This is a genomic window from Parabacteroides sp. CH2-D42-20 (genome assembly GCF_003670185.1).
Lineage (GTDB): Bacteria > Bacteroidota > Bacteroidia > Bacteroidales > Tannerellaceae > Parabacteroides > Parabacteroides distasonis.
This window is the reverse complement of the sequence record NZ_RAYG01000002.1, coordinates 1-19817: the sequence shown is the minus strand read 5'-3', so window position 1 is coordinate 19817 and position 19817 is coordinate 1. Positions and strand designations below refer to the sequence as shown.

General features: G+C 47.1%; 16 protein-coding genes. 11 read left to right on the top strand and 5 right to left on the bottom strand.

Features of this window, described 5'->3' with window-relative positions; genetic code table 11:
* Positions 1-39: 39 nt before the first annotated feature.
* From D7V92_RS01665 to D7V92_RS01655, 3 genes are all read left to right on the top strand, one after another.
* Positions 40-2214, top strand: coding sequence for a S9 family peptidase (locus tag D7V92_RS01665; RefSeq protein ID WP_121772149.1), 2175 nt, complete (start codon positions 40-42; stop codon positions 2212-2214).
* A 3-nt stretch (positions 2215-2217) separates the two neighbouring features.
* Complete coding sequence (lipA, locus tag D7V92_RS01660) at positions 2218-3063, top strand: lipoyl synthase (RefSeq protein WP_005854269.1); 846 nt, start codon at positions 2218-2220, stop codon at positions 3061-3063.
* Positions 3064-3125: 62 nt separating this feature from the next.
* Entirely contained in the window at positions 3126-4244 is a 1119-nt protein-coding gene (locus tag D7V92_RS01655) for a hypothetical protein (protein ID WP_005864231.1), read from the top strand.
* Between the two features lie 5 nt (positions 4245-4249).
* Here D7V92_RS01655 and D7V92_RS01650 read toward each other — a convergent pair whose 3' ends face one another.
* Positions 4250-4750 carry a metallophosphoesterase gene (locus D7V92_RS01650; protein WP_044545579.1) on the bottom strand — a complete coding sequence of 167 codons (501 nt, stop codon included), beginning with the start codon at positions 4748-4750 and terminating at the stop codon, positions 4250-4252.
* Positions 4751-4808: 58 nt separating this feature from the next.
* Here D7V92_RS01650 and D7V92_RS01645 point away from each other — a divergent pair, with 58 nt between their 5' ends.
* The 3 genes from D7V92_RS01645 (at position 4809) to D7V92_RS01635 (ending at position 8778) form a co-directional block, all read left to right on the top strand.
* The gene (locus tag D7V92_RS01645) at positions 4809-6887 is read left to right on the top strand and encodes an RNA degradosome polyphosphate kinase (RefSeq protein ID WP_121772148.1); all 2079 of its coding nucleotides are present in this window, start codon (positions 4809-4811) and stop codon (positions 6885-6887) included.
* Between the two features lie 5 nt (positions 6888-6892).
* A complete protein-coding gene (locus tag D7V92_RS01640) occupies positions 6893-7576 on the top strand; it encodes a hypothetical protein (RefSeq protein WP_121772147.1) in 684 nt (227 codons plus the stop codon).
* A gap of 197 nt (positions 7577-7773) precedes the next feature.
* Entirely contained in the window at positions 7774-8778 is a 1005-nt protein-coding gene (locus D7V92_RS01635; protein WP_121772146.1) for a DUF4837 family protein, read from the top strand.
* Between the two features lie 116 nt (positions 8779-8894).
* Here D7V92_RS01635 and D7V92_RS01630 read toward each other — a convergent pair whose 3' ends face one another.
* Complete coding sequence (locus tag D7V92_RS01630; protein ID WP_036618501.1) at positions 8895-10292, bottom strand: rRNA cytosine-C5-methyltransferase; 1398 nt, start codon at positions 10290-10292, stop codon at positions 8895-8897.
* 53 nt (positions 10293-10345) lie between these two features.
* Here D7V92_RS01630 and D7V92_RS01625 point away from each other — a divergent pair, with 53 nt between their 5' ends.
* The 5 genes from D7V92_RS01625 to D7V92_RS01605 all read left to right on the top strand — a co-directional run bounded on the left by D7V92_RS01625 (position 10346) and on the right by D7V92_RS01605 (position 15777).
* Positions 10346-11050 carry an SAM-dependent methyltransferase gene (locus D7V92_RS01625; RefSeq protein ID WP_005854278.1) on the top strand — a complete coding sequence of 235 codons (705 nt, stop codon included), beginning with the start codon at positions 10346-10348 and terminating at the stop codon, positions 11048-11050.
* A 10-nt stretch (positions 11051-11060) separates the two neighbouring features.
* Positions 11061-11654, top strand: a complete 594-nt coding sequence (locus tag D7V92_RS01620) for an acyltransferase (protein ID WP_005854280.1) — start codon at positions 11061-11063, stop codon at positions 11652-11654.
* 86 nt (positions 11655-11740) lie between these two features.
* Positions 11741-14017 carry a GH92 family glycosyl hydrolase gene (locus D7V92_RS01615; RefSeq protein WP_121772145.1) on the top strand — a complete coding sequence of 759 codons (2277 nt, stop codon included), beginning with the start codon at positions 11741-11743 and terminating at the stop codon, positions 14015-14017.
* 214 nt (positions 14018-14231) lie between these two features.
* The gene (locus D7V92_RS01610; protein ID WP_121772144.1) at positions 14232-15605 is read left to right on the top strand and encodes an MATE family efflux transporter; all 1374 of its coding nucleotides are present in this window, start codon (positions 14232-14234) and stop codon (positions 15603-15605) included.
* Entirely contained in the window at positions 15574-15777 is a 204-nt protein-coding gene (locus D7V92_RS01605) for a hypothetical protein (protein ID WP_008773647.1), read from the top strand. Before D7V92_RS01610 ends, D7V92_RS01605 begins: the two co-directional genes overlap by 32 nt.
* Here D7V92_RS01605 and D7V92_RS01600 read toward each other — a convergent pair.
* From D7V92_RS01600 to D7V92_RS01590, 3 genes are read right to left on the bottom strand one after another with little or no spacing between them, the layout of a single operon-like run.
* Positions 15745-17391: an RluA family pseudouridine synthase gene (locus D7V92_RS01600; protein WP_121772143.1), complete on the bottom strand. Its 1647-nt coding sequence runs from the start codon at positions 17389-17391 to the stop codon at positions 15745-15747. The two genes, D7V92_RS01605 and D7V92_RS01600, sit on opposite strands and share 33 nt — an antisense overlap.
* Complete coding sequence (locus tag D7V92_RS01595; protein WP_121772142.1) at positions 17391-18932, bottom strand: family 43 glycosylhydrolase; 1542 nt, start codon at positions 18930-18932, stop codon at positions 17391-17393. The genes D7V92_RS01600 and D7V92_RS01595 overlap by 1 nt, the downstream gene beginning before the upstream one ends.
* 3 nt (positions 18933-18935) lie before the next feature.
* Positions 18936-19448, bottom strand: a complete 513-nt coding sequence (locus tag D7V92_RS01590) for a hypothetical protein (protein ID WP_039848880.1) — start codon at positions 19446-19448, stop codon at positions 18936-18938.
* Positions 19449-19817: the final 369 nt, after the last annotated feature.

Genomic DNA, 19817 nt, shown 5'->3' with positions numbered 1-19817 from the left:
ATGCTAACTTCGCGTTTCAATCTGAAATAAAGAGTATAAATGAAACGATTAGGTTTTAGTTTATTGCTTTCGTTGGCCGTATTCGGAAGTGTGGCCGCACAAACCGGAAGCAAGCATGTTGACTTAAAAGAAATAACCGATGGGAAATTTCGTCAAGTGACGGCTATCGGAGAGATGCGATCCCTGCCGGATGGAGAACACTACACAGCCATGAACGCCGATAAGAGTATGATCATTAAATATTCCTATCGTACGGGAAATCCTGTGGATACATTGTTTAATGCCCGTAAAGCTCGTGAATGTACCTTTACGGATTTTGATGGATATACAATCAGCAGCACCGGGCATCATATCTTGGTTTGGAGGGATACGGAGTCTATTTATCGTCGCTCTACCAAGGCTGTGGTTTATGATTATGACGTACGTCGTAATTATGTGAAGCCTATTTCCGATGCCAAGGGTAAGCAAATGATCCCGACATTCTCGCCGGATGGTCGTATGTGCGCTTATGTACGGGATAATAATATTTGGATACGTAAGTTTAATTTTGATACCGAGGTACAAGTTACCAAGGACGGTGAGTTGAATAAGATATTGAATGGTATCACGGATTGGGTGTATGAGGAAGAATTCGCGGTGACAAATCTAATGGCGTGGTCTCCCGATAGCGAGTATCTGGCCTTTGTCCGTTTTGACGAGTCCGAGGTGCCCGAATATTCTATGCAGATGTATGGTGAGGGACTTTATCCGGGGTATTACGAATATAAATATCCGAAGGCCGGGCAGAAGAATTCAAAGGTCTCCGTACATTCTTATAGCGTAGTCACCAAAGACACGAAAGAGATGAAGGTCCCGGTAGAAGGCGACTTCTATATTCCCCGCATTACTTTCACGCAGAATCCGGATCAGTTGGCTATCATGACATTGAACCGCCAGCAGAATGTATTCAATATGTATTATGCAAATCCGAAGAGCGGTGTGTTCCGTTTGATCTTGCGTGAGGAAAATAAATGCTACGTGGATTCTGATTGGTTGACTTCCATCCAGTTCTTGAACAATGGGTTTACCTATGTGAGTGAACAAGATGGCTATTCCCATATTTATTTGTATTCCCCGACAGGTGTTATGCAACGTCAGGTAACTCAAGGGAACTGGGATGTCACGGCCTTTCTAGGTGTGGATGAGAATACGAAGACTTTCTATTACGAGTCTGCCGAGGAAAGCCCGATCCGCCGCTCTATCTATAAGATTGACGCGAAAGGCGTGAAGACAAAACTCTCCACGGAAGAGGGTATGAACAAGGCGGTCTTTAGTGACAATTTCGCTTATTTCGTGAATACCTATTCCAATGCGAATACCCCGGCGAAGATTACGGTGAATGAGACGAAGACCAAAAAGGAACTACGTGTTCTGCAAGATAACGCCGCATTGAAGAGTAAGCTGAAGGAATATGTTTTTGCTAAGAAGGAATTTATGAAGGTACATACGGCTTCGGATTATGAGTTCAACGCTTGGATCGTAAAACCCGCTGATTTTGACCCGTCGAAGAAATATCCGGTGATGATGACGCAATATAGTGGCCCTAACTCCCAGCAAGTATTGGATCAATACGGTTTCGATTGGGAGCAATATCTGGCCTCAAATGGTATTATCGTGGTATGTGTGGATGGTCGTGGAACCGGTGCCCGTGGTGAGGCATTCCGTAAATGTACTTATTTGAGAATGGGCGAGCTGGAATCCAGAGACCAAGTGGAGGCTGCGCAAGCGTTAGGCAAGTTACCTTATATCGATAAGGATCGTATCGCGATCTGGGGTTGGAGTTTCGGAGGTTATAACACGTTGATGGCCTTGAGTGCCGGAAACGGAACGTTTAAGGTGGGTATCGCTGTAGCTCCTCCGACGGACTGGAAATATTATGACTCCGTTTATACGGAGCGTTTCATGCGTACCCCGCAAGAGAATTTCGAGGGCTATGCGGCTACCTCTCCGTTACGCCGGGTGAAAGACTTACAAGGCAAGTTATTGCTGGTTCATGGAACCGCCGATGATAATGTTCATTTTATGCAAACAATGGAATATGCCGAGGCTTTGGTTCAAGCCAATAAGCAGTTCGATATGCATGTTTATAAAGATCGGAATCATAGCATATATGGTGGTAATACCCGTTACCATTTGTATACGAAGATGGCTAATTATTTATTCAATAATTTGTAAGACATGGCGCAGCATTTAAGAAAGCCGGATTGGTTGAAGATCCGGCTTGGCGGAAATGAGCAATTCACGAAGACAAAAAGTATTGTTGAATCTCATTGCCTTCACACAATATGCACAAGTGGTAAATGCCCGAATATGGGTGAATGTTGGAGCCGGGGAACAGCTACATTCATGATCGGTGGTGAGATCTGTACTCGCTCTTGTCGTTTTTGTAATACGCTAACGGGTAAACCTCTTCCGTTGGACCCGAAAGAGCCTGCGAATGTAGCGGAGAGCATCCGTTTAATGAATCTCAAGCATGCGGTGATCACGTCCGTTGATCGTGATGACTTACCAGACTTAGGCGCTTCTCATTGGGTAAATACGATCCGTACGATCAAAGAGGTGAATCCTCAAACGACCGTGGAAGTCTTAATCCCGGATTTTCAAGGACGATTGGATCTGGTTGATCAGGTCGTGGATGCGGCGCCTGAGATTATCTCCCATAATATGGAGACTGTACGCCGTATCAGTCCGCAAGTGCGTAGCGCCGCTAAGTATGACGTGAGCTTATCCGTTTTGCGACGAATCGCTGAGCGGGGTGTGGTAGCCAAGACTGGTATCATGGTCGGACTGGGTGAGACCGAGGATGAGGTGCTTGAATTAATGGATGATGTTTTGCAGGCGGGTGTTTCTGTTTTGACAATCGGGCAGTATTTACAGCCCTCTCGCAAGAATATTCCCGTCTCTGAATATGTGACTCCTGAACGCTTTGAATATTATAGACAACAGGCCGTTAACAAAGGTTTTAAGAAAGTAGAGAGCGCTCCGCTGGTGCGCTCGTCGTACCATGCGGAAAAGCATATATGATTCATGAACTTTTGACAATCTTTGTTGTTATTAATATAAAAGTGGACTAAGGGGGGGAAGGAATGAACAGAGTAAAGAAAGGTCTAGATAATCAGGCGATAGGTTTATTGCCATTGTTGTTATTCATGTTTTTGGATAACTATTTTTCTTATTTATTATCTTTTATAATTGGGGTTACTTTCTGTTTTGTTTGTATTTTTTTGTTTCAGGTGTTGAGCAAGGATAAGGTATACCAATTTATGCTTCTGCCATCGGCGGGCACATTGGTCTTATATTCCGTATTTCTTTGTCTCAAGCTTGAACCAGTGTTGTTTATATACTCTCCTCTTATCACGGAAGTATTACTGGTCGTGGCGTTAGCGATCGTGGGGTTCACGAGGAGAACGGTCATACAACGTATACGCGATTCGAAACGTCCCTCTTTTAAACGTACTTTGCTTCGTACTACCTTGAACGAATTTTATTTCCTCGCTCAGTTGGTACAGAACCTGTACACGTTGCATCTTTTCATCATCTTGTTATATAGTATCTTGCCGGAAACGATGCAGAATATGCGTACCGAACGTTTCTTATACCGGGAGTTGGGATTGGTAATCGGTGTTTTGGTCATTGTTTATGAGCAAATACGTTTGTCCTTGATGCAAGGTAGCTTGAAAAAGGAAATGTGGCTTCCCGTATTGAATGACAATGGGAAGGTGATCGGTTGTATCGCACGTTCGGTCAGCCGCTCTTTACCGAAGAAATACTATCATCCGATCGTGCGTATCGCAGTTGTTTATAATGGTATGTTATATCTGGTGAGACGAAGTAAGGATGAGTTTGTCTCTCCGGATACGATGGATTATCCGTTCCATAATTACGTGCTCTTCCGACATAGTATAGATAGCACGGTCAAAGAGACTCTCGGAAGTTTGGCGCAAGATAAATCAATTGCTCCACGCTTCCTGATCCGTTATACATTTGAGAACGAGAAGGTGAAACATTTGGTATCTCTCTATGTTATTTGTTTACGTACGGAAGAGCAATTAAATCAATGTAAGCGCCGTAGCGGAAAGCTTTGGACAGCGAAACAAATCGAGGAGAACTTGAGCTCCGGGGTGTTTAGCGAATATTTTGAGAAAGAGTTCGCTTATTTGCAAAATACGATTCTTTTCGCCGAGAGTTTCTGTTGCGGTAACTAATCATCTTATAATGCCCGATTCCCTAGCTCTATAACTTCCAAATCTTTGATATCCTTTTCCGCAATAACGAAACGTAATAAGGTACGTACTTGATGAAAGCCACTTTTTCCAGCCGCTCCCGGATTCATATGCAGACACTTCAAGCTTCGATCGAATACTACTTTCAGGATATGCGAATGTCCGGAGATGAATAGATTTGGCCGTGTATCGTATAATTCTTTGCGGATCTCGGGATTGTAGCGGCCCGGATAACCTCCGATATGAGTCATCATAACGTTCACGTCTTCTACCTTGAAATGAGCTACTTTAGGATATTGCAGGCGAATGGCTTGTCCGTCTATATTTCCGTATACGGCCCTGAAAGGTTTCAATGCCTCGAATTTCGCAGCCAAAAGATCGGAGCCTATATCGCCCGCATGCCAGATTTCATCGCAATCTTTAAAATATTCGGCGTACTTATCATCCCAGTACGCATGGGTGTCTGAAAGCAATCCAACTTTAATCATAACAATTTCTTTTATTGCTCGAAAGTATCTATATTTACACGCCTAAGATAAGAATATTATGGAGAATTCATATCAATATTTTAAACGGGACTTAAGCTGGTTGTCGTTTAACTACCGTGTCTTGCTGGAAGCGGAAGATGATACGCTGCCTATTTATGAGCGTATTAAGTTCCTTTCTATCTATTCCTCGAATCTAGAAGAATTTTATGAGATCCGGGTTGCGGAACACCGGGGGGTAATCTTGAAAAAGAATTATTCGGAGGAGAGCGCAGCTGAGGCGGAAGAGACCTTGGCGGCTATCACCCGGGAGGTTAACCGCCAGCAACGGGACTATTACCGTATTTTCTCGGAGAAGATATTGCCGGAATTGAATCGCCAGAATGTTTACTTATACCAGAATGAGAAGCCGGAACCTTTCCATGAAGAGTTTGTCCATAATTTCTTTAATGAGGAGGTTTTCCCATTCCTGTCGCCAGTCATGATTCAAGCCGGTGATATACGTACGTTCATCCGGGATCGTCGGCTTTACCTTGTGATCCGTATGATTAAGCGGAGCAAGCGGATGAATGAGCCGGGCTTCGTACCCGAGTATCATTATGCGTTGATGAAGATTCCTTATGCGAAAGTTCCCCGTTTTATCGAGTTGCCTCCGCATGACGGGAAATATTATATCATGTTTATCGACGACATTATCCGTGCGAATTTACAGAATGTTTTTCCCGGTTATATTATTGATGGCTGTTACAGCATCAAGATTTCCCGGGATGCGGATATTTATTTGGATGATGAGAGCCGGGCGAATATCGTGGAGAATATCCGTAAGAAGGTAAAGAAACGCAAGATCGGAGCCTTGAGCCGTTTTATGTATGATCAAGCGATGCCGGATGATTTTCTGGCTTTTGTTTGCGATGCCTTTGGTATTACGTCGGAGGACTTGGTGTTAGGTGGACGATATAATAATTTGCAGGACTTGATGAAATTGCCGAATCCGGCGGGAAAGCATTTGGAGCAGCAGCCACCGGTGCCTATGCGTGTGCCTTTCCTCGATGAGATGGGGTCGGTATTCAAGGCCGTGAAGAAGCGGGATATCTTATTGCATTTCCCTTATGAGTCGTTCGATTATTTGATCCGCTTTTTGATGGAGGCGGCCTTTGATCCGAAGGTGGATGAGATCAAGATTACCCAGTATCGAGTGGCAGAGAATTCGGCCGTGATTAATACGCTGGTCAGCGCTGCCCAGAATGGTAAGAAAGTGACGGTATTCGTGGAATTGAAAGCCCGTTTCGACGAGGAGAATAATATGAGTACGGCAGAGCGTATGGAGCAGGCCGGTATTCGTATCATTTATAGTATTCCGGGCTTGAAAGTACATGCGAAGGTCGCGGTCATTCTTCGGAAGGATACGTCCGAGGGACTTAAACGGCGTGATTTTGCCTATTTGAGTACCGGTAATTTCAATGAGAAGACGGCCAAGATCTATTCGGATATGGCGTTATTGACTTCGAATACGGAGATTATTACGGATATCAATAAAGTATTCGCTGTTTTGGAAGGGCGTATGAAAGAACCTACTTTCCGCCATTTGTTGGTGGCCCGTTTCAATATGGTCTCGGAATTGACTGGTAGGATTCGGCGGGAGATCGAGCATGTGCGGGAAGGTCGAAAAGGACGGATCATATTAAAGATGAACGGACTGCATGACCAACATATGATCGAGGAACTCTATCATGCGAGTGAGGCGGGGGTAGAAATCGATCTGATTGTCCGGGGGATTTGTTGCTTGGTACCGAACCAACCTTATAGCGCTAACATCCGGGTTACTCGTATCGTGGATATGTTTTTGGAGCATTCCCGGGTTTGGTATTTTCTGAATGATGGTCAGGAGGATCTTTTCCTTACCTCGGCTGATTGGATGCGTCGGAATTTGAACCGACGGATCGAGACGGCTTTCCCGATCCTTGATCCGGATCTGAAGAGGGAGATAATCGATATCTTGAATATCCAGCTAAGTGACAACGTGAAAGCTTGTTATTTGGATGGCGAGTTACGTAATAATTTTAAGTGTGATGATAATCCGGTAAAAGTGCGTTCGCAATTGGCTATCTATGATTATCTGAGAAATAAATCCATGCGGTAACCGGGATGGGGGAGTTTTGGGGATTTGTTGATTGGGGGGCTGGTTGCTTAGCCTTGATCGTGGCGGTGGTATTTAGCTTTTTGTTGGGAGTACGTACGGGACGTATCCGGGAGAGAAATGAATCTGTCCGTTCTCGCATTCGGCAGAATAAAGCGAATATGTATCGCTATAAACAACAATTAGCCTCCTATCAAGAGCAAGTCGTACGCTTGGAGCGGGAACGGGATTCTCTGGTCATCCGCTCGGAGGCTTATGACCGGATCGAGACGGAGCTGACGGCCTATCGCCAGAAGATGGAGCAGTTGGAGAGAGAGATCCTTGTTCTTTCCGGCGATAATAACTTATTGGACAATGCTACCGGAAAAGTAGATGTGGATGTACCTAAGCTTTTATGTGCGCTTAAAGATGATCCTCTCCATGTGAATCCAAGTAAAGAGGAATGGGCTGAGATTATTAGTATGACCGATCTTCTGTTTAATAACTTCTTAACCGATCTGAGAAATAAATACAGTATTACCCGCCATGAGCAGGAAATATGTTGCTTGATCAAATGGAATTTCTCCCGAAAGGAGCAACTAGCCGTGTTTAATAATACTCCGGATGCGTTAACCAAATCGAAAGGCCGTTTAAAAAAACGTCTAGGCTTGGATGAAAAGACGGATTTGGATGCCTATGTCCGTTTATTATAAAGCTTAAAGTTATTTTGATTGTCGTGATTGTCCGGCAATATTATCCGTTTATCTCCCATTGTGTGGTTTATATGTGTGATTATTAGTTGTTTGATGTTCGCTTGTTTTGTCCGGTACCATTTCTTTCCTCTTTACGATCCTTCCTGTACTTTTGCGGTGTGTGATTTAATTTTTAAGAACGAATAATCAGGAATGCTATGAGAACACAAACTGTACTACTATGGATCTGCCTTAGCCTAATGGTGGGGCTTTCCGCTTGTGATTGGACTTCGTCCTCTCCGGTGGCCTCGCTACGGCGGGCTACCGGATGGCCTTTCGAGGTGGTGGTTGTAATGGATCGAGACGCATGGAATGGTGAGGTGGGGGAGTTGCTGCAAGAACAATTGCGAGCGCCGATTCCTGCTTTGCCTCAAGCGGAAGCATCTATGCGTGTCACCTATTCGGAGCCATCGGGCTTTTCCGGTTTATTACGATACGTACGAAATATCTTGATCGTATCTGTAGATCCTAACCGGTATACGAAAGCTGGAACAAGAGAGAGTCCCGATGAATGGGCCAGCGGTCAGAATGTTGTGACTCTGTATGCTCCGACTACCGCTGCTTTAACCGAGTTCCTTTTATTAAATGAAGGACGGTTGGTCAACCATTTCAATCGAGTGGAAAGGGAACGTTGGATAGTTGGACTTTCTAAGAGCCATAGCAGTTGGATCAATGAGAAGTTGAAGTCCCGTTTCGGTATCTCGCTGTTCGTGCCGGAAGATATGTCGGCCTATAAGGAAGAGACCGATTTCTTTTGGGGTTCGAATAACGCAAATCGGGGACGGACTGATATCTTGGTATATAGTTTTCCCTATACGACTCAAGAGGCATTTACCGAAGATTATCTGGTCGCTATGCGTGATTCTGTAGTGAAGCGGAACGTACCGGGCTCTTTCCCGAATTCTTATATGAAGACAGAGAAGCGCTTCGAGCTTTCTTACGAGCCGATCACCTATCGTGGCGAATACCGCGGCGTATTGCGTGGTCTTTGGCGTATGGAAGGAGATAAGATGGGCGGCCCGTTCGTCAGCCATGCCCTGCTCGACAAGAAAAAAGGGCAGGTTATCGTAGCGGAAAGCTTTGTCTATGCCCCGGAATCAAAAAAGGCGAACTTGATCCGCCGGATGGAGGCCGCCTTGTTTACGTTGCGATTCGTGGATTAGGATTGATTCTCTCACGTATATAGGCGTAACCTCATGCGTATATACGCATCGGCCTACACGTACGTAAGTGTGGTCTTATACGTATATACGTGTGGCTTTATGCCTATATAGTGGTCTTATCGTCCTAAAAATAGTTTGATTTCCTCCGGAATATATCCCGTCCGTATACGCCACTCTTGCGGATACAGGTTATTGGCCCGGTTGCCAAGGTTCTTTACAAAACCTAGCGGAAGTCTTTGGTAGCGTACCAACACATATCCTTTATCTATGCCGGAGGGTAAGACGAGCGCCTCTTTCTTTAAGAATTTAATAGCGTCTTCCCATTCCAGTTCCACGGATGGAAATGCGTTGGGAGTTAAGGCAGTACTTAAAGCCAGCTCTTGAGACGGGATAAAGTCTTTCCCTTTCGCTTCTCCTAGGCAAATACCGGCGGAAAGTACCCGTAAAGGCTTGGCATTGATGAGTGAAAATAGATCCGAATGGGCTTTGGGATACGCTCGAAGGAAACTGTCGTTCCATTCGAGAGAAAATGAAGTTTCATCCGAAAGGAACAGACGGGCCTCCTGTGGGATGGACGGAGCGGCTTTTCCCCGCTCTTTTTTCCCTTTGGACTTGACACGAATCTCCTCGATCTCGCCTTCCGCTTTCCGGAGGGCGGCGAGGAAAAAGCCTTCGCCCCGTGTCTTATGCGGGAAGAAGCGGTAAACCGGATGTTCAAACCGGAGGGCGCCGGTGATCTGCCATTCCTCTTGGGTAGGGATAGGCAATGCCTCGGCTCCCAACTCCTCTATTATATAATGTATGTTCTCCTCATCCTCTTCCGTATTATAGGTACATGTACTGTATATCAAGATACCTCCGGGTTTCAAGGCGTTCCAGATATCATGGATGATGCGCCGCCCACGGGAGGCGCAAAGCCGTACGTTATCTACGCTCCATTCGCCTGTGCTATCCGTATCTTTCCGGAACATGCCCTCACCGGAACAAGGTACGTCGGTGACGATCACGTCGAACAGATGAGGCAATGCCTCGCCGATCTCCTCCGGGTCATTATTGATAACGATCGTGTCCGGGCGGCCCCATTTAGCGATATTCTCGGCCAATACATAACTCCGGCTGCGGATCACCTCATTGCTCACTAACAGGCTTCCATCCGGCAATAAGCTCGCCAGATGCGTGGACTTGCCACCCGGGGCGGCGCATAAATCCAAGCAACGTACCGGCTCTTTCACGTATGCCTTGATCGCTTGTTCCAGAAACATGGAAGACGCTTCCTGCACGTAATAGGCCCCCGCATGGAATAGAGGATCGAAGGTGAAAGACAACCGTTCCGGCAAATAAAAACCGCTCTCGCACCAAGCGACTGGAGCACCTGCTTTGGGAGCGGGAGTCCCTTTCTTCGGGTTGATACGGATACTTACGGGAACATCAGCGCTTAACGCTGCCTCTAAACGATCGAACTCCTCGCCAAGTAAAGCCCGTGTACGGGTAATAAAATCAATAGGAAGTGCCATGATTATTCTGTTAGTTTGCGGCAAAAGTACTACTTTCGCGGAAAACAAACAGTATGCGAGCATCTCTTTTCCTTATACCAGTTACCTTGGGCGATACGGAACATCGCCGTGTTTTACCAGAGTACAACCGTGACGTGATCTTATCTATCCGGCATTTTATCGTGGAAAACGTGCGTACGGCACGCCGTTTCTTGAAAAAGGTGGAGCCGGGGATCGTGATCGATGACTTGACATTTTATGAACTGAATAAACATACCTCACCGGAACAAGTAGCTGGTTATCTGGCTCCTTTGGCGAAAGGCGAGAGCGTAGGCGTGATCTCGGAGGCGGGTTGTCCGGCGATCGCTGATCCGGGTGCTGACGTAGTGGCTATCGCCCAACGGAAGGATTATCCGGTGGTACCGTTGGTGGGGCCTTCGTCTATCTTGATGTCGGTGATGGGATCGGGCTTTAACGGACAGAGTTTCGCTTTTCACGGTTATCTGCCGATTGATGCTTCCGAGCGAACGAACACGATCAAGAAATTGGAGGGAAGAATTTATTCCGAGCATCAGACACAATTGTTTATCGAGACTCCTTACCGGAATAATAAACTGGCCGAGGAGTTGATCCGTACGTGCCGTCCGTCTACGAAACTGTGTATCGCCTCGAATATAACCTGTGAGGATGAGTATATCCATACTCGCCCGGTCAAGGAATGGGCGGGTAAAGTTCCCGATCTGAGCAAGAAGCCTACTATTTTCCTAATCTATAAATAAGAGGATTGATATGAGTTATCAAGCGCACGAGACAGCGGTAATCGATGCCGGTTGTGAGATCGGGGAAGGAACCCATATCTGGCATTTTTCCCATATCATGACGGGATGCGTGATTGGCAGGGCGTGTAATATCGGCCAGAATGTAGTCGTATCGCCGGGCGTGGTCTTAGGGAATAACGTGAAGGTACAGAACAATGTGTCTATTTATACGGGGGTGATTTGCGAGGATGATGTGTTCTTGGGGCCTAGTTGCGTGTTTACAAATGTAACCAATCCGCGTAGCGCTATCTCTCGGAAAGACCAGTATAAGGAGACGGTGATTGGCAAGGGGGCCTCGATCGGAGCTAACGCTACGATTATTTGTGGACATACGGTCGGGCGGTATGCCATGATCGGTGCCGGGGCGGTGGTAACGAAGGATGTTCCGGCTTATGCGCTGGTCGTAGGAAATCCATCCCGCCAGATCGGTTGGGTAAGCGAGTACGGCCATCGCCTTGTATTTGACTCCGAAGGATTCGCTACTTGTCCGGAAAGCGGCCAACGTTACCGCCTACACAATCACCAAGTTGTAGAGACAGGGCGTGCCCCGTCTCCCACAGACTGATAATATCTTAAATTACTATTTTGCAGGGATGAGACGGGGCACGCCCCGTCTCTACAATACAGACAATATTAATATTCTATACAAACATGAAAACATCTTTTTTCAAGCAAGGGTTCTTAGCGATAGGGATAGCCTGCTGCATGCAGCTTTCCGCCGTGGAGAATCCTGTAGACTACGTGAATACGTTAGTCGGTACCCAATCCAAGTACGAATTATCTACCGGAAATACCTATCCGGCCACGGCCATGCCTTGGGGTATGAACTTCTGGACTCCCCAGACCGGCGAGATGGGGAATGGCTGGACCTATCGTTACGACGCGGATAAGATCCTGGGATTCAAGCAAACCCATCAACCGAGCCCGTGGATGAACGATTACGGGCAGTTCTCCATTATGCCTACTACCGAAGGCTTGGTCTTCGACGAGGAGAAACGGGCTAGCTGGTTCTCTCACAAAGGGGAAGTAGCTACACCTTATTATTATAGGGTCTATCTAGCCGATCATGACGTGACTACCGAGTTGGTTCCGACGGAACGTGCGGCTAAGTTCCGCTTTACATTCCCGGAAACCAAGAAAGCGTATATCGTCATCGACGCTTTCGATAAAGGCTCTTATATAAAGGTATTGCCTGCGGAACGTAAGATCATCGGTTATTCCACGAAGAACACGGGCGGTGTTCCCCGTAACTTCAAGAATTATTTCGTGATCCAATTCGATAAGCCATTCACGTTCTCCTCTACGGTTAAGAACGGGGCGATCCAGTTGGATGAGTCGGAGGTGAAGACAAACCATGCCGGCGCTATCATCGGTTTTGAGACAAAGGCCGGCGAGGTGGTGCATGCCAACGTGGCTTCTTCTTTCATCAGCACCGAGCAGGCCGAGTTAAACTTGCGTGAGGTGGGAGATACTGGTTTCGATCAGCTAGTGACCAAAGGTAAGGAAATCTGGAACCGGGAATTAGGTAAGATCGAGGTAGAGGATACGAACATCGATAACTTGCGTACTTTCTATTCTTGCTTGTATCGTTCCTTGCTTTTCCCTCGTAGCTTCTATGAGATCGACGCCAAAGGGCAAGTCATGCATTATAGCCCTTATAACGGTGAGGTCTTGCCGGGCTATATGTTTACCGATACCGGTTTCTGGGATACGTTCCGTTGTCTTTTCCCCTTCTTGAACCTGATGTATCCGGAGATGAACCAAAAGATGCAGGAAGGTTTGGTGAACGCTTATAAAGAGAGCGGTTTCTTGCCGGAATGGGCAAGTCCGGGCCACCGGGATTGCATGGTCGGCAATAACTCCGCTTCCGTGGTAGCCGATGCTTATATCAAAGGCTTGAGAGGATACGATATCGAGACGCTTTGGGAAGCTTTGAAGCATGACGCGAATAGCCAACTGCCGAGAACGGCTTCCGGTCGTGTCGCTTACGAGGAGTATAATAAACTGGGTTATGTACCGAATAATATCGGTATCGGACAAAACGTGGCTCGTACCTTGGAATATGCTTATAATGACTGGACGATTTATACCTTGGGCAAAAAACTTGGCAAGCCGGCAAGCGAGATCGATATCTTCAAGCAACGGGCTAACAACTATAAGAATGTGTACGACCCAAAATATAAGTTGATGGTCGGACGCTCTGATAAGGGCGAGTTCAATCCGACTTTTAAAGGTACGGACTGGAGCCGTGATTTCTGCGAGGGAAACAGCTGGCATTGGAGTTTCTGTGTTTTCCACGACCCGCAAGGTCTTATCGACTTAATGGGAGGAAAGAAGGAATTCAACCACATGATGGACTCCGTCTTCAAGATGCCTAGTCGTTTGGGTATGGATAGCCGCGGTATGATCCATGAGATGCGTGAGATGCAAGTAATGAATATGGGACAATACGCCCACGGAAACCAACCCATCCAGCATATGGTATATCTATACAACTATTCCGGCGAGCCTTGGAAAGCCCAATACTGGGTGCGCGAGATCATGCACAAACTTTATACCGCTGAGGCGGATGGCTATTGCGGCGATGAGGATAACGGACAGACTTCCGCATGGTATGTGTTCTCTGCCTTAGGCTTCTATACCGTATGTCCGGGCACCGACCAATATGTATTAGGTACTCCTCTGTTCAAATCCGTAAAACTCCATCTGGATAACGGAAAGCAGGTGTTGATCCAAGCGGACAAGGCTGATCGGGAGAACCGTTACATCAAGGCTATGAAAGTAAACGGCAAGACTTACACCCGCAATTTCTTGACACACGAGCAGTTGCTAGGTGGTGCGAAAATTCAATACCAAATGAGTGATACCCCTAATAAACAGCGAGGTACGCAGGATAGTGATCGCCCCTATTCATTCTCTTTGGAATAAGAAAACCTTGATGCCCATTGTAAGCATGTTACAATAGGCATTCTAATCACCTTACGATGCCCATTGTAAAGACCTTACGATGGGCATTGTTATTTTATGTGAATTCCGGTTTGAAATAATGATGGAGAGAGTTGCGTTTTACCTTAGGGTTGTTACCTTTGCGATGACTAATCAGTTTTTCTATCCTCTTTGTTTATCCTTTTAATTTAGATGTATGGCAAACTCAAAAGAGATGACGAGGGGTGCTGTATTCCCTCTTCTATTCAGTTTCACGATGCCATTGTTATTAGGGAATCTGCTTCAGCAGACTTATTCTTTGATCGATGCCGCTATCGTTGGTAAATTTCTAGGTATTAATTCGCTGGCTGCCGTAGGAGCCAGTACCTCGGTGATTTTCTTGATTCTGGGATTCTGTAACGGATGTTGCGCCGGTTTTGGCATCCCGGTAGCCCAGAAGTTCGGGGCGAGGGATTACGCCACGATGCGCCGTTACGTGGCGGTGGGGTTGCAATTGGCTACGGTGATGTCCGTGGTGATCGCCGCTATCTCCGGTTTCTATTGCCGGGATATCTTGCGGGGGATGCAGACACCCGGGAATATCTTCGATGGGGCCTATGATTATTTGTTTGTTACTTTTATTGGTATTCCTTGTACATTCTTCTATAATTTGTTGGCAAGTATCATGCGGGCTTTGGGAGATAGCAAGACTCCATTCTGGTTCTTGCTGTTCTCTACGGTCTTGAATGTTTTCTTGGATTTATTCTGCATCTTGGTACTAGGATGGGGCGTGATGGGAGCGGCTATCGCTACGGTTTTCTCGCAAGGGCTTTCCGCCATTTTATGTTATTTATATATGCTTCGGAAATTTCCGATCTTACGGGCTACTTCTTCCGAGGATCGAAGGTTTCATGCCGGGCTGGCCCGTACCTTATTGGCGATGGGGGTTCCGATGGGATTGCAATTTTCTATTACCGCTATTGGCAGTATCATGTTGCAGAGCGCCAATAACGCGTTAGGTACGGCCTGTGTCGCCGCCTTTACTTCCGCCGCCCGTATCAAGATGTTCTTCATTTGTGCTTTTGAGAGTTTAGGTATCGCCATGGCTACGTATTGCGGACAGAATTATGGGGCGGGAAAGCCAGAGCGTATTTTGCAGGGAATTAAAGTGAGTTCGTTGATGATGCTTACGTATGCCGCCGCTACATGGATGATCTTGATGCTGGGGTCTCGTTGGCTGGCCTTGTTGTTTGTGGCTCCATCTGAGGTCGAGATACTGGACTATACGGAGCAGTTTTTGCATATTTCTTGCTGGTTCTTCCCGGCTGTCGGGCTACTGTGTATCTTGCGTTACGCGATACAAGGGGTAGGTTTCAGCAACCTTGCGATGCTCTCGGGTGTTTCAGAGATGATCGCACGTATCTTGGTGAGCTTGTATGCGGTTCCCGCTTTTGGGTTCTTAGGCGTTTGTTTCGGTGATCCGTTGGCTTGGGTTGCCGCTGACTTATTCTTGATACCTGCGTTTTTGTATGTTTATAAAAAGATAAAGAAAAGATTAGATGATGAGAAAGTATCGGTGTCCGCAGTGTGATATCCCTTCTATGTATGTAAAGAATGCGGACGGGGAACGTCTTTTAGTGTATGTTTACGAGAATGGGGAGGTTGTTCCCAAAGATCCTGCCGCGGATCTGTCCGGATTTGACTTGACAGAGGTATTTTGCCTAGGATGCTCATGGCATGGAGCGCCTAGGAAATGCCGGTGATTTTTGTATCTCTATCCTCTCGGAAGTGATAGGATGCGTGAATGCTAGATATTCAGCGTGCAGATAGAGCCGTTCCGCCTTTCGTCCGTAAAGCTCGTCGCCAAGGATGGGGCAATGAAGGCCTTGGGGATGGGCGGCGTGTACCCGTAGCTGGTGGGTACGTCCGGTTTGGGGATAAAAGGCGATAAGGGTTTTTCCGGAAGTCCGTTCCAATACCCGGTAGTGCGTGAGGGCAGGTTTCCCGAATTCTTCGCTTACGATTTGCCGGGGTCTGTCCAAAGGATCGGGACATAGCGGGAGACGGATCTCACCCTCATCTTGGGGAACTTCACCCTCTAATAAGGCGATATACCTTTTCTGGATGGTTCGGTTTTTGAATTGGGCTTGTAGGTTCTGATGCGCTTCTTTGGTCTTGGCGGCGAGTAGCAAGCCGGATGTCGCCATATCCAGACGATGCACGATAATCGGGCCGGTGGCATCCGGATAAAGGATATGCAGCCTGTGATAGACGGAGTCCGCGTCTCCCTTGCCGGGGACGGAGAGCATACCCGCCGGTTTATTGACGATCAACAAATAGTCATCCTCATAAAGGATATCCAGCTTCGTCTCCCGGTGAGAGTCCGCCAATAACGGATTTTCATCTACCCGCAATCCCTGTAGCATATGATGGAGGATCGGCTCGCATTTTCCTTTGCAAGCCGGATAATAATATCCATGGTGCCGAATCTCCGTCTTGGGAGAATCGCCCCACCAGAACTCAGCCATGGCGATCGGTTCCAACTGATGCTGGTAGGTGTATTGCAAGAGTTTAGGGGCGGCGCACTCACCCGCTCCGGCAGGCGGCGCACCTTGGTAGGTAGGGGCGAACAATTCGCATAAGTCCTTCACCTCGCCCCGGGCGTTCAGGATTCGGAATTGTTCGAACAACTTGCGTTGCAAGGCCGCCGACCGTCGCTTGCGTTCTTGCTTCAGTTGCTCGATCTCCTGCTCAAGCCGATCCACCTTGGCTTGATCCTCCTCCAGTATAGACCGCAATGATTTCTTGGTTAGCTTGTGAGCGGCTTTCATGTGTTGGCTCTCTTTAATAAGAAGTGCGGTCTCTTCTTCCGTGAGAGGGAACTGCCGAAGTCGGTCGCGCTCCTCTTTCCTCTTTTTCATCAAGTCTTTTGCGGCCTGTAATACGAAATCGCAGTATTCGATCGTGCTTTGTAACCTCGACCGTGCGTCTTCGAGAGCTGGAGAGGCTTGCAGGGTTCGGATACGGGCATTGATCTCATTGATCCGCTCCTCCTCTTGCCGGAAGAAACCATCCGGTTGTAATAGGTCATAGATCGGGGGGACGAAGAAAGGATGTACATTCTTCCCCGCTAGGTTACCGGAGAACGCGGCCAGATAGCCGACCTCTCCGGCGGGAGTACGAACCACCAATACGCCGAACATTTTTCCGGTTTGTAACTCTTCCCGCCATTCGGTTCGTTCTTTCAGGTATGCCTGCGTCTCCTCAGCCGCTATTACGCATAGAGGATGCGGTGTATAGTGAAAAGGATACGTGAATCGTTCCGGTAAGGGGATCGATTGTATTGGTTGGGCAAACGTGTGAAACTTAGATTCCATCATTCATTTTTTAATAGACAATAAGCGTAAATGGCCGATGCCGTAGGATCTCCCTCTTGATACAATCCCGGACGGGAGATACGATCCCATTGGATCAACGACCGGGTCTCTTTCGCGGAGAGAGCTTCGCCGACGATCTCGTTCCATGCTTGTCCGTCCTTACTCCAGTAGAACGTGCTATGCGTACCGTTGGTCACTTTCATCCGTAGATATAAAGGCGAGGCGGGAAGAGGAAGATCGGCCAATGGATGTTCTTTCCCCTCTAGGATATATTTCAATATCAAACGGTCTCCTACGCATCCGCAGGTGATTAGGTTATTTGCGTCTCCGTACATCGTGATTCCTTTCCAACTGTCATTCCGGTTTACGATCGCTGTTTCCAACGTGTAATCCGGGGAGGTTGGGCGTAAACAAAGTGCCGCTCCGGTCTTTACGCCGGGTTTCGGTGTTCCGGATAGAGATAGTTTACCGTTCTTGATCTCGGTCTTGACATCCGTGTAAGGATAGTTCCAACTCCATTCGGGACGCAAGGTAGCACCGGTGAAATCATCCGAGAAATCGAATACCGGCACTTGTGCGGACTCGGCAAATGGCATGGGTTGCGTGCGGCTCGCATATTCCCCGGTTACGAAGTGAGGCCAATGATCCTCGCCCATTCTCACCTCTTGCAGATAAGGTTGGCGACCTTGGTAGAAGCCGCTTCCTGGCTGGTAAGCGTGGCATAGGTAATACATGCGTCCGTCCGGTGTAGTCGTAATCGTTCCGTGACCGATGGAGAGAACCTCCTTGCTTCCGTGCAAGATCGGGTTTCCTTGGTATTTCTCGTAAGGACCTTCCAGCTTTTTCGAGCGAGCCACGGATACGGCGTAATCGCTCTGCGGGCCGCAACAGCCTCTCACGGAGTAGATGATATAGTAATATCCGTCTTTCTTGAACCAATGCTGACCTTCCATACCTTGACGCTCATCGTCACGCAGCAGGCTGAAAGGCTTTCCGTCTAGGCGAAGCCCATCGTCCGTCAACTTACAGGCCAATAACTCTATGGGTTGGTTATCCAATCCATAAGCCTTCCAACTGATGTAAAGTTTGCCTTTGTCCTCCAAGATAAATGCGTCTATCGCTTCCTTCCCAAACTCTACCACCGGGCCGTAATCCTTGAACTTGCCCGTAGGTGAATCCGCCACGGCGACACCGATGCACGAGATGTTATCCGATTGCTTCCGGGCCGTATAATAGACATATACCTTCCCTTTATGCTGATACCATTCCGGAGCCCAGAATGAGGATTTAGTCCATTCCGGCTTCTCGTCGAATACATGTCCGGTTTGCTGCCAGTTCACCAAATCGGTAGAGGTGAAAACCGGATAATAAGGGGCCCATTCCGAGGAGGTGCCAGTGATATAGTAAGTCTGGTCGATCCGGATAATGGAAGGATCGGCTACGTCACCGTGGATCACGGGATTGGTAAAATAGGATTCTTGTTGCGCTAGTCCTGTGGCCAAGGAGGCGGCACAGAAGAATAGTGTGAAAATCTTTCTCATGTTTTATCGTATTTTTTTTAAGATGTTCTTACGTACGGTTCGCAAAGAGATTTGTAGTAAATCGGGTTCCGCCAGATCGAGTAGTGTCTTATATTCCTGTAATAGCTCTGGAATGGGACGGCATAACTCATATCCCAGTTTCATGCAAAGCGTTTGCACACCGGGTAATTCCTTCGCTGAAAGCATCCGGTCCAGGCAGAAGTTTAGGAAATCTACCCGTGGGGGATTCGCCTGGGGCTGTCGTACAAGCAAGTTCAAGAGAATGCGTCGTTTACCGGAGTGCTCACAGTTAAGCACCTCATTTATCAGCTCATCCTGTTTATCATATAGCCATTCGTTTTCCTTGGTCGAGAAATGGCTACAGACCCATAACGCTTGATAACTAACGGCATCATCCGGATCGAATATCAGATCGTATAGCTCTGCTTTCCGTTCTTGGTTCCCTTGTACATAAAATAATATCTCATGGATATCCTCTATATGACAGCGGCTTGATAGTCTCTCTTTTAGGTCCATTCTCAATCTTTGTTGTTGTCTCTTTATCTTTTCTGCCGTAAAGTTATAGTCTTTTTAGCAAAGTTTCCCTAGTTCGCTTACTTTTGTGCCCCATTGATAAAAGAATGGATAGATATGCGATATATGAATTTATTAAATGATTTAACAATTGATTGTAAAAATAACGGAGGGTGTTACCGAGTAAAGGATCAGTTGAAGAAGGTTAAGTATTTATTAAAATAGTATCTTGTGCTCCACAAGAAACAGTCTTGGGGCGAATGGTGACGGTTGGCTTGCGTTGTGATTTGTTTTTAAATTAGTATCTTTGATCCATTGGAAACAGCCACACGCTGGCCGTTCACATAACCCGTGTCGTTGTGGTTTGCTTTC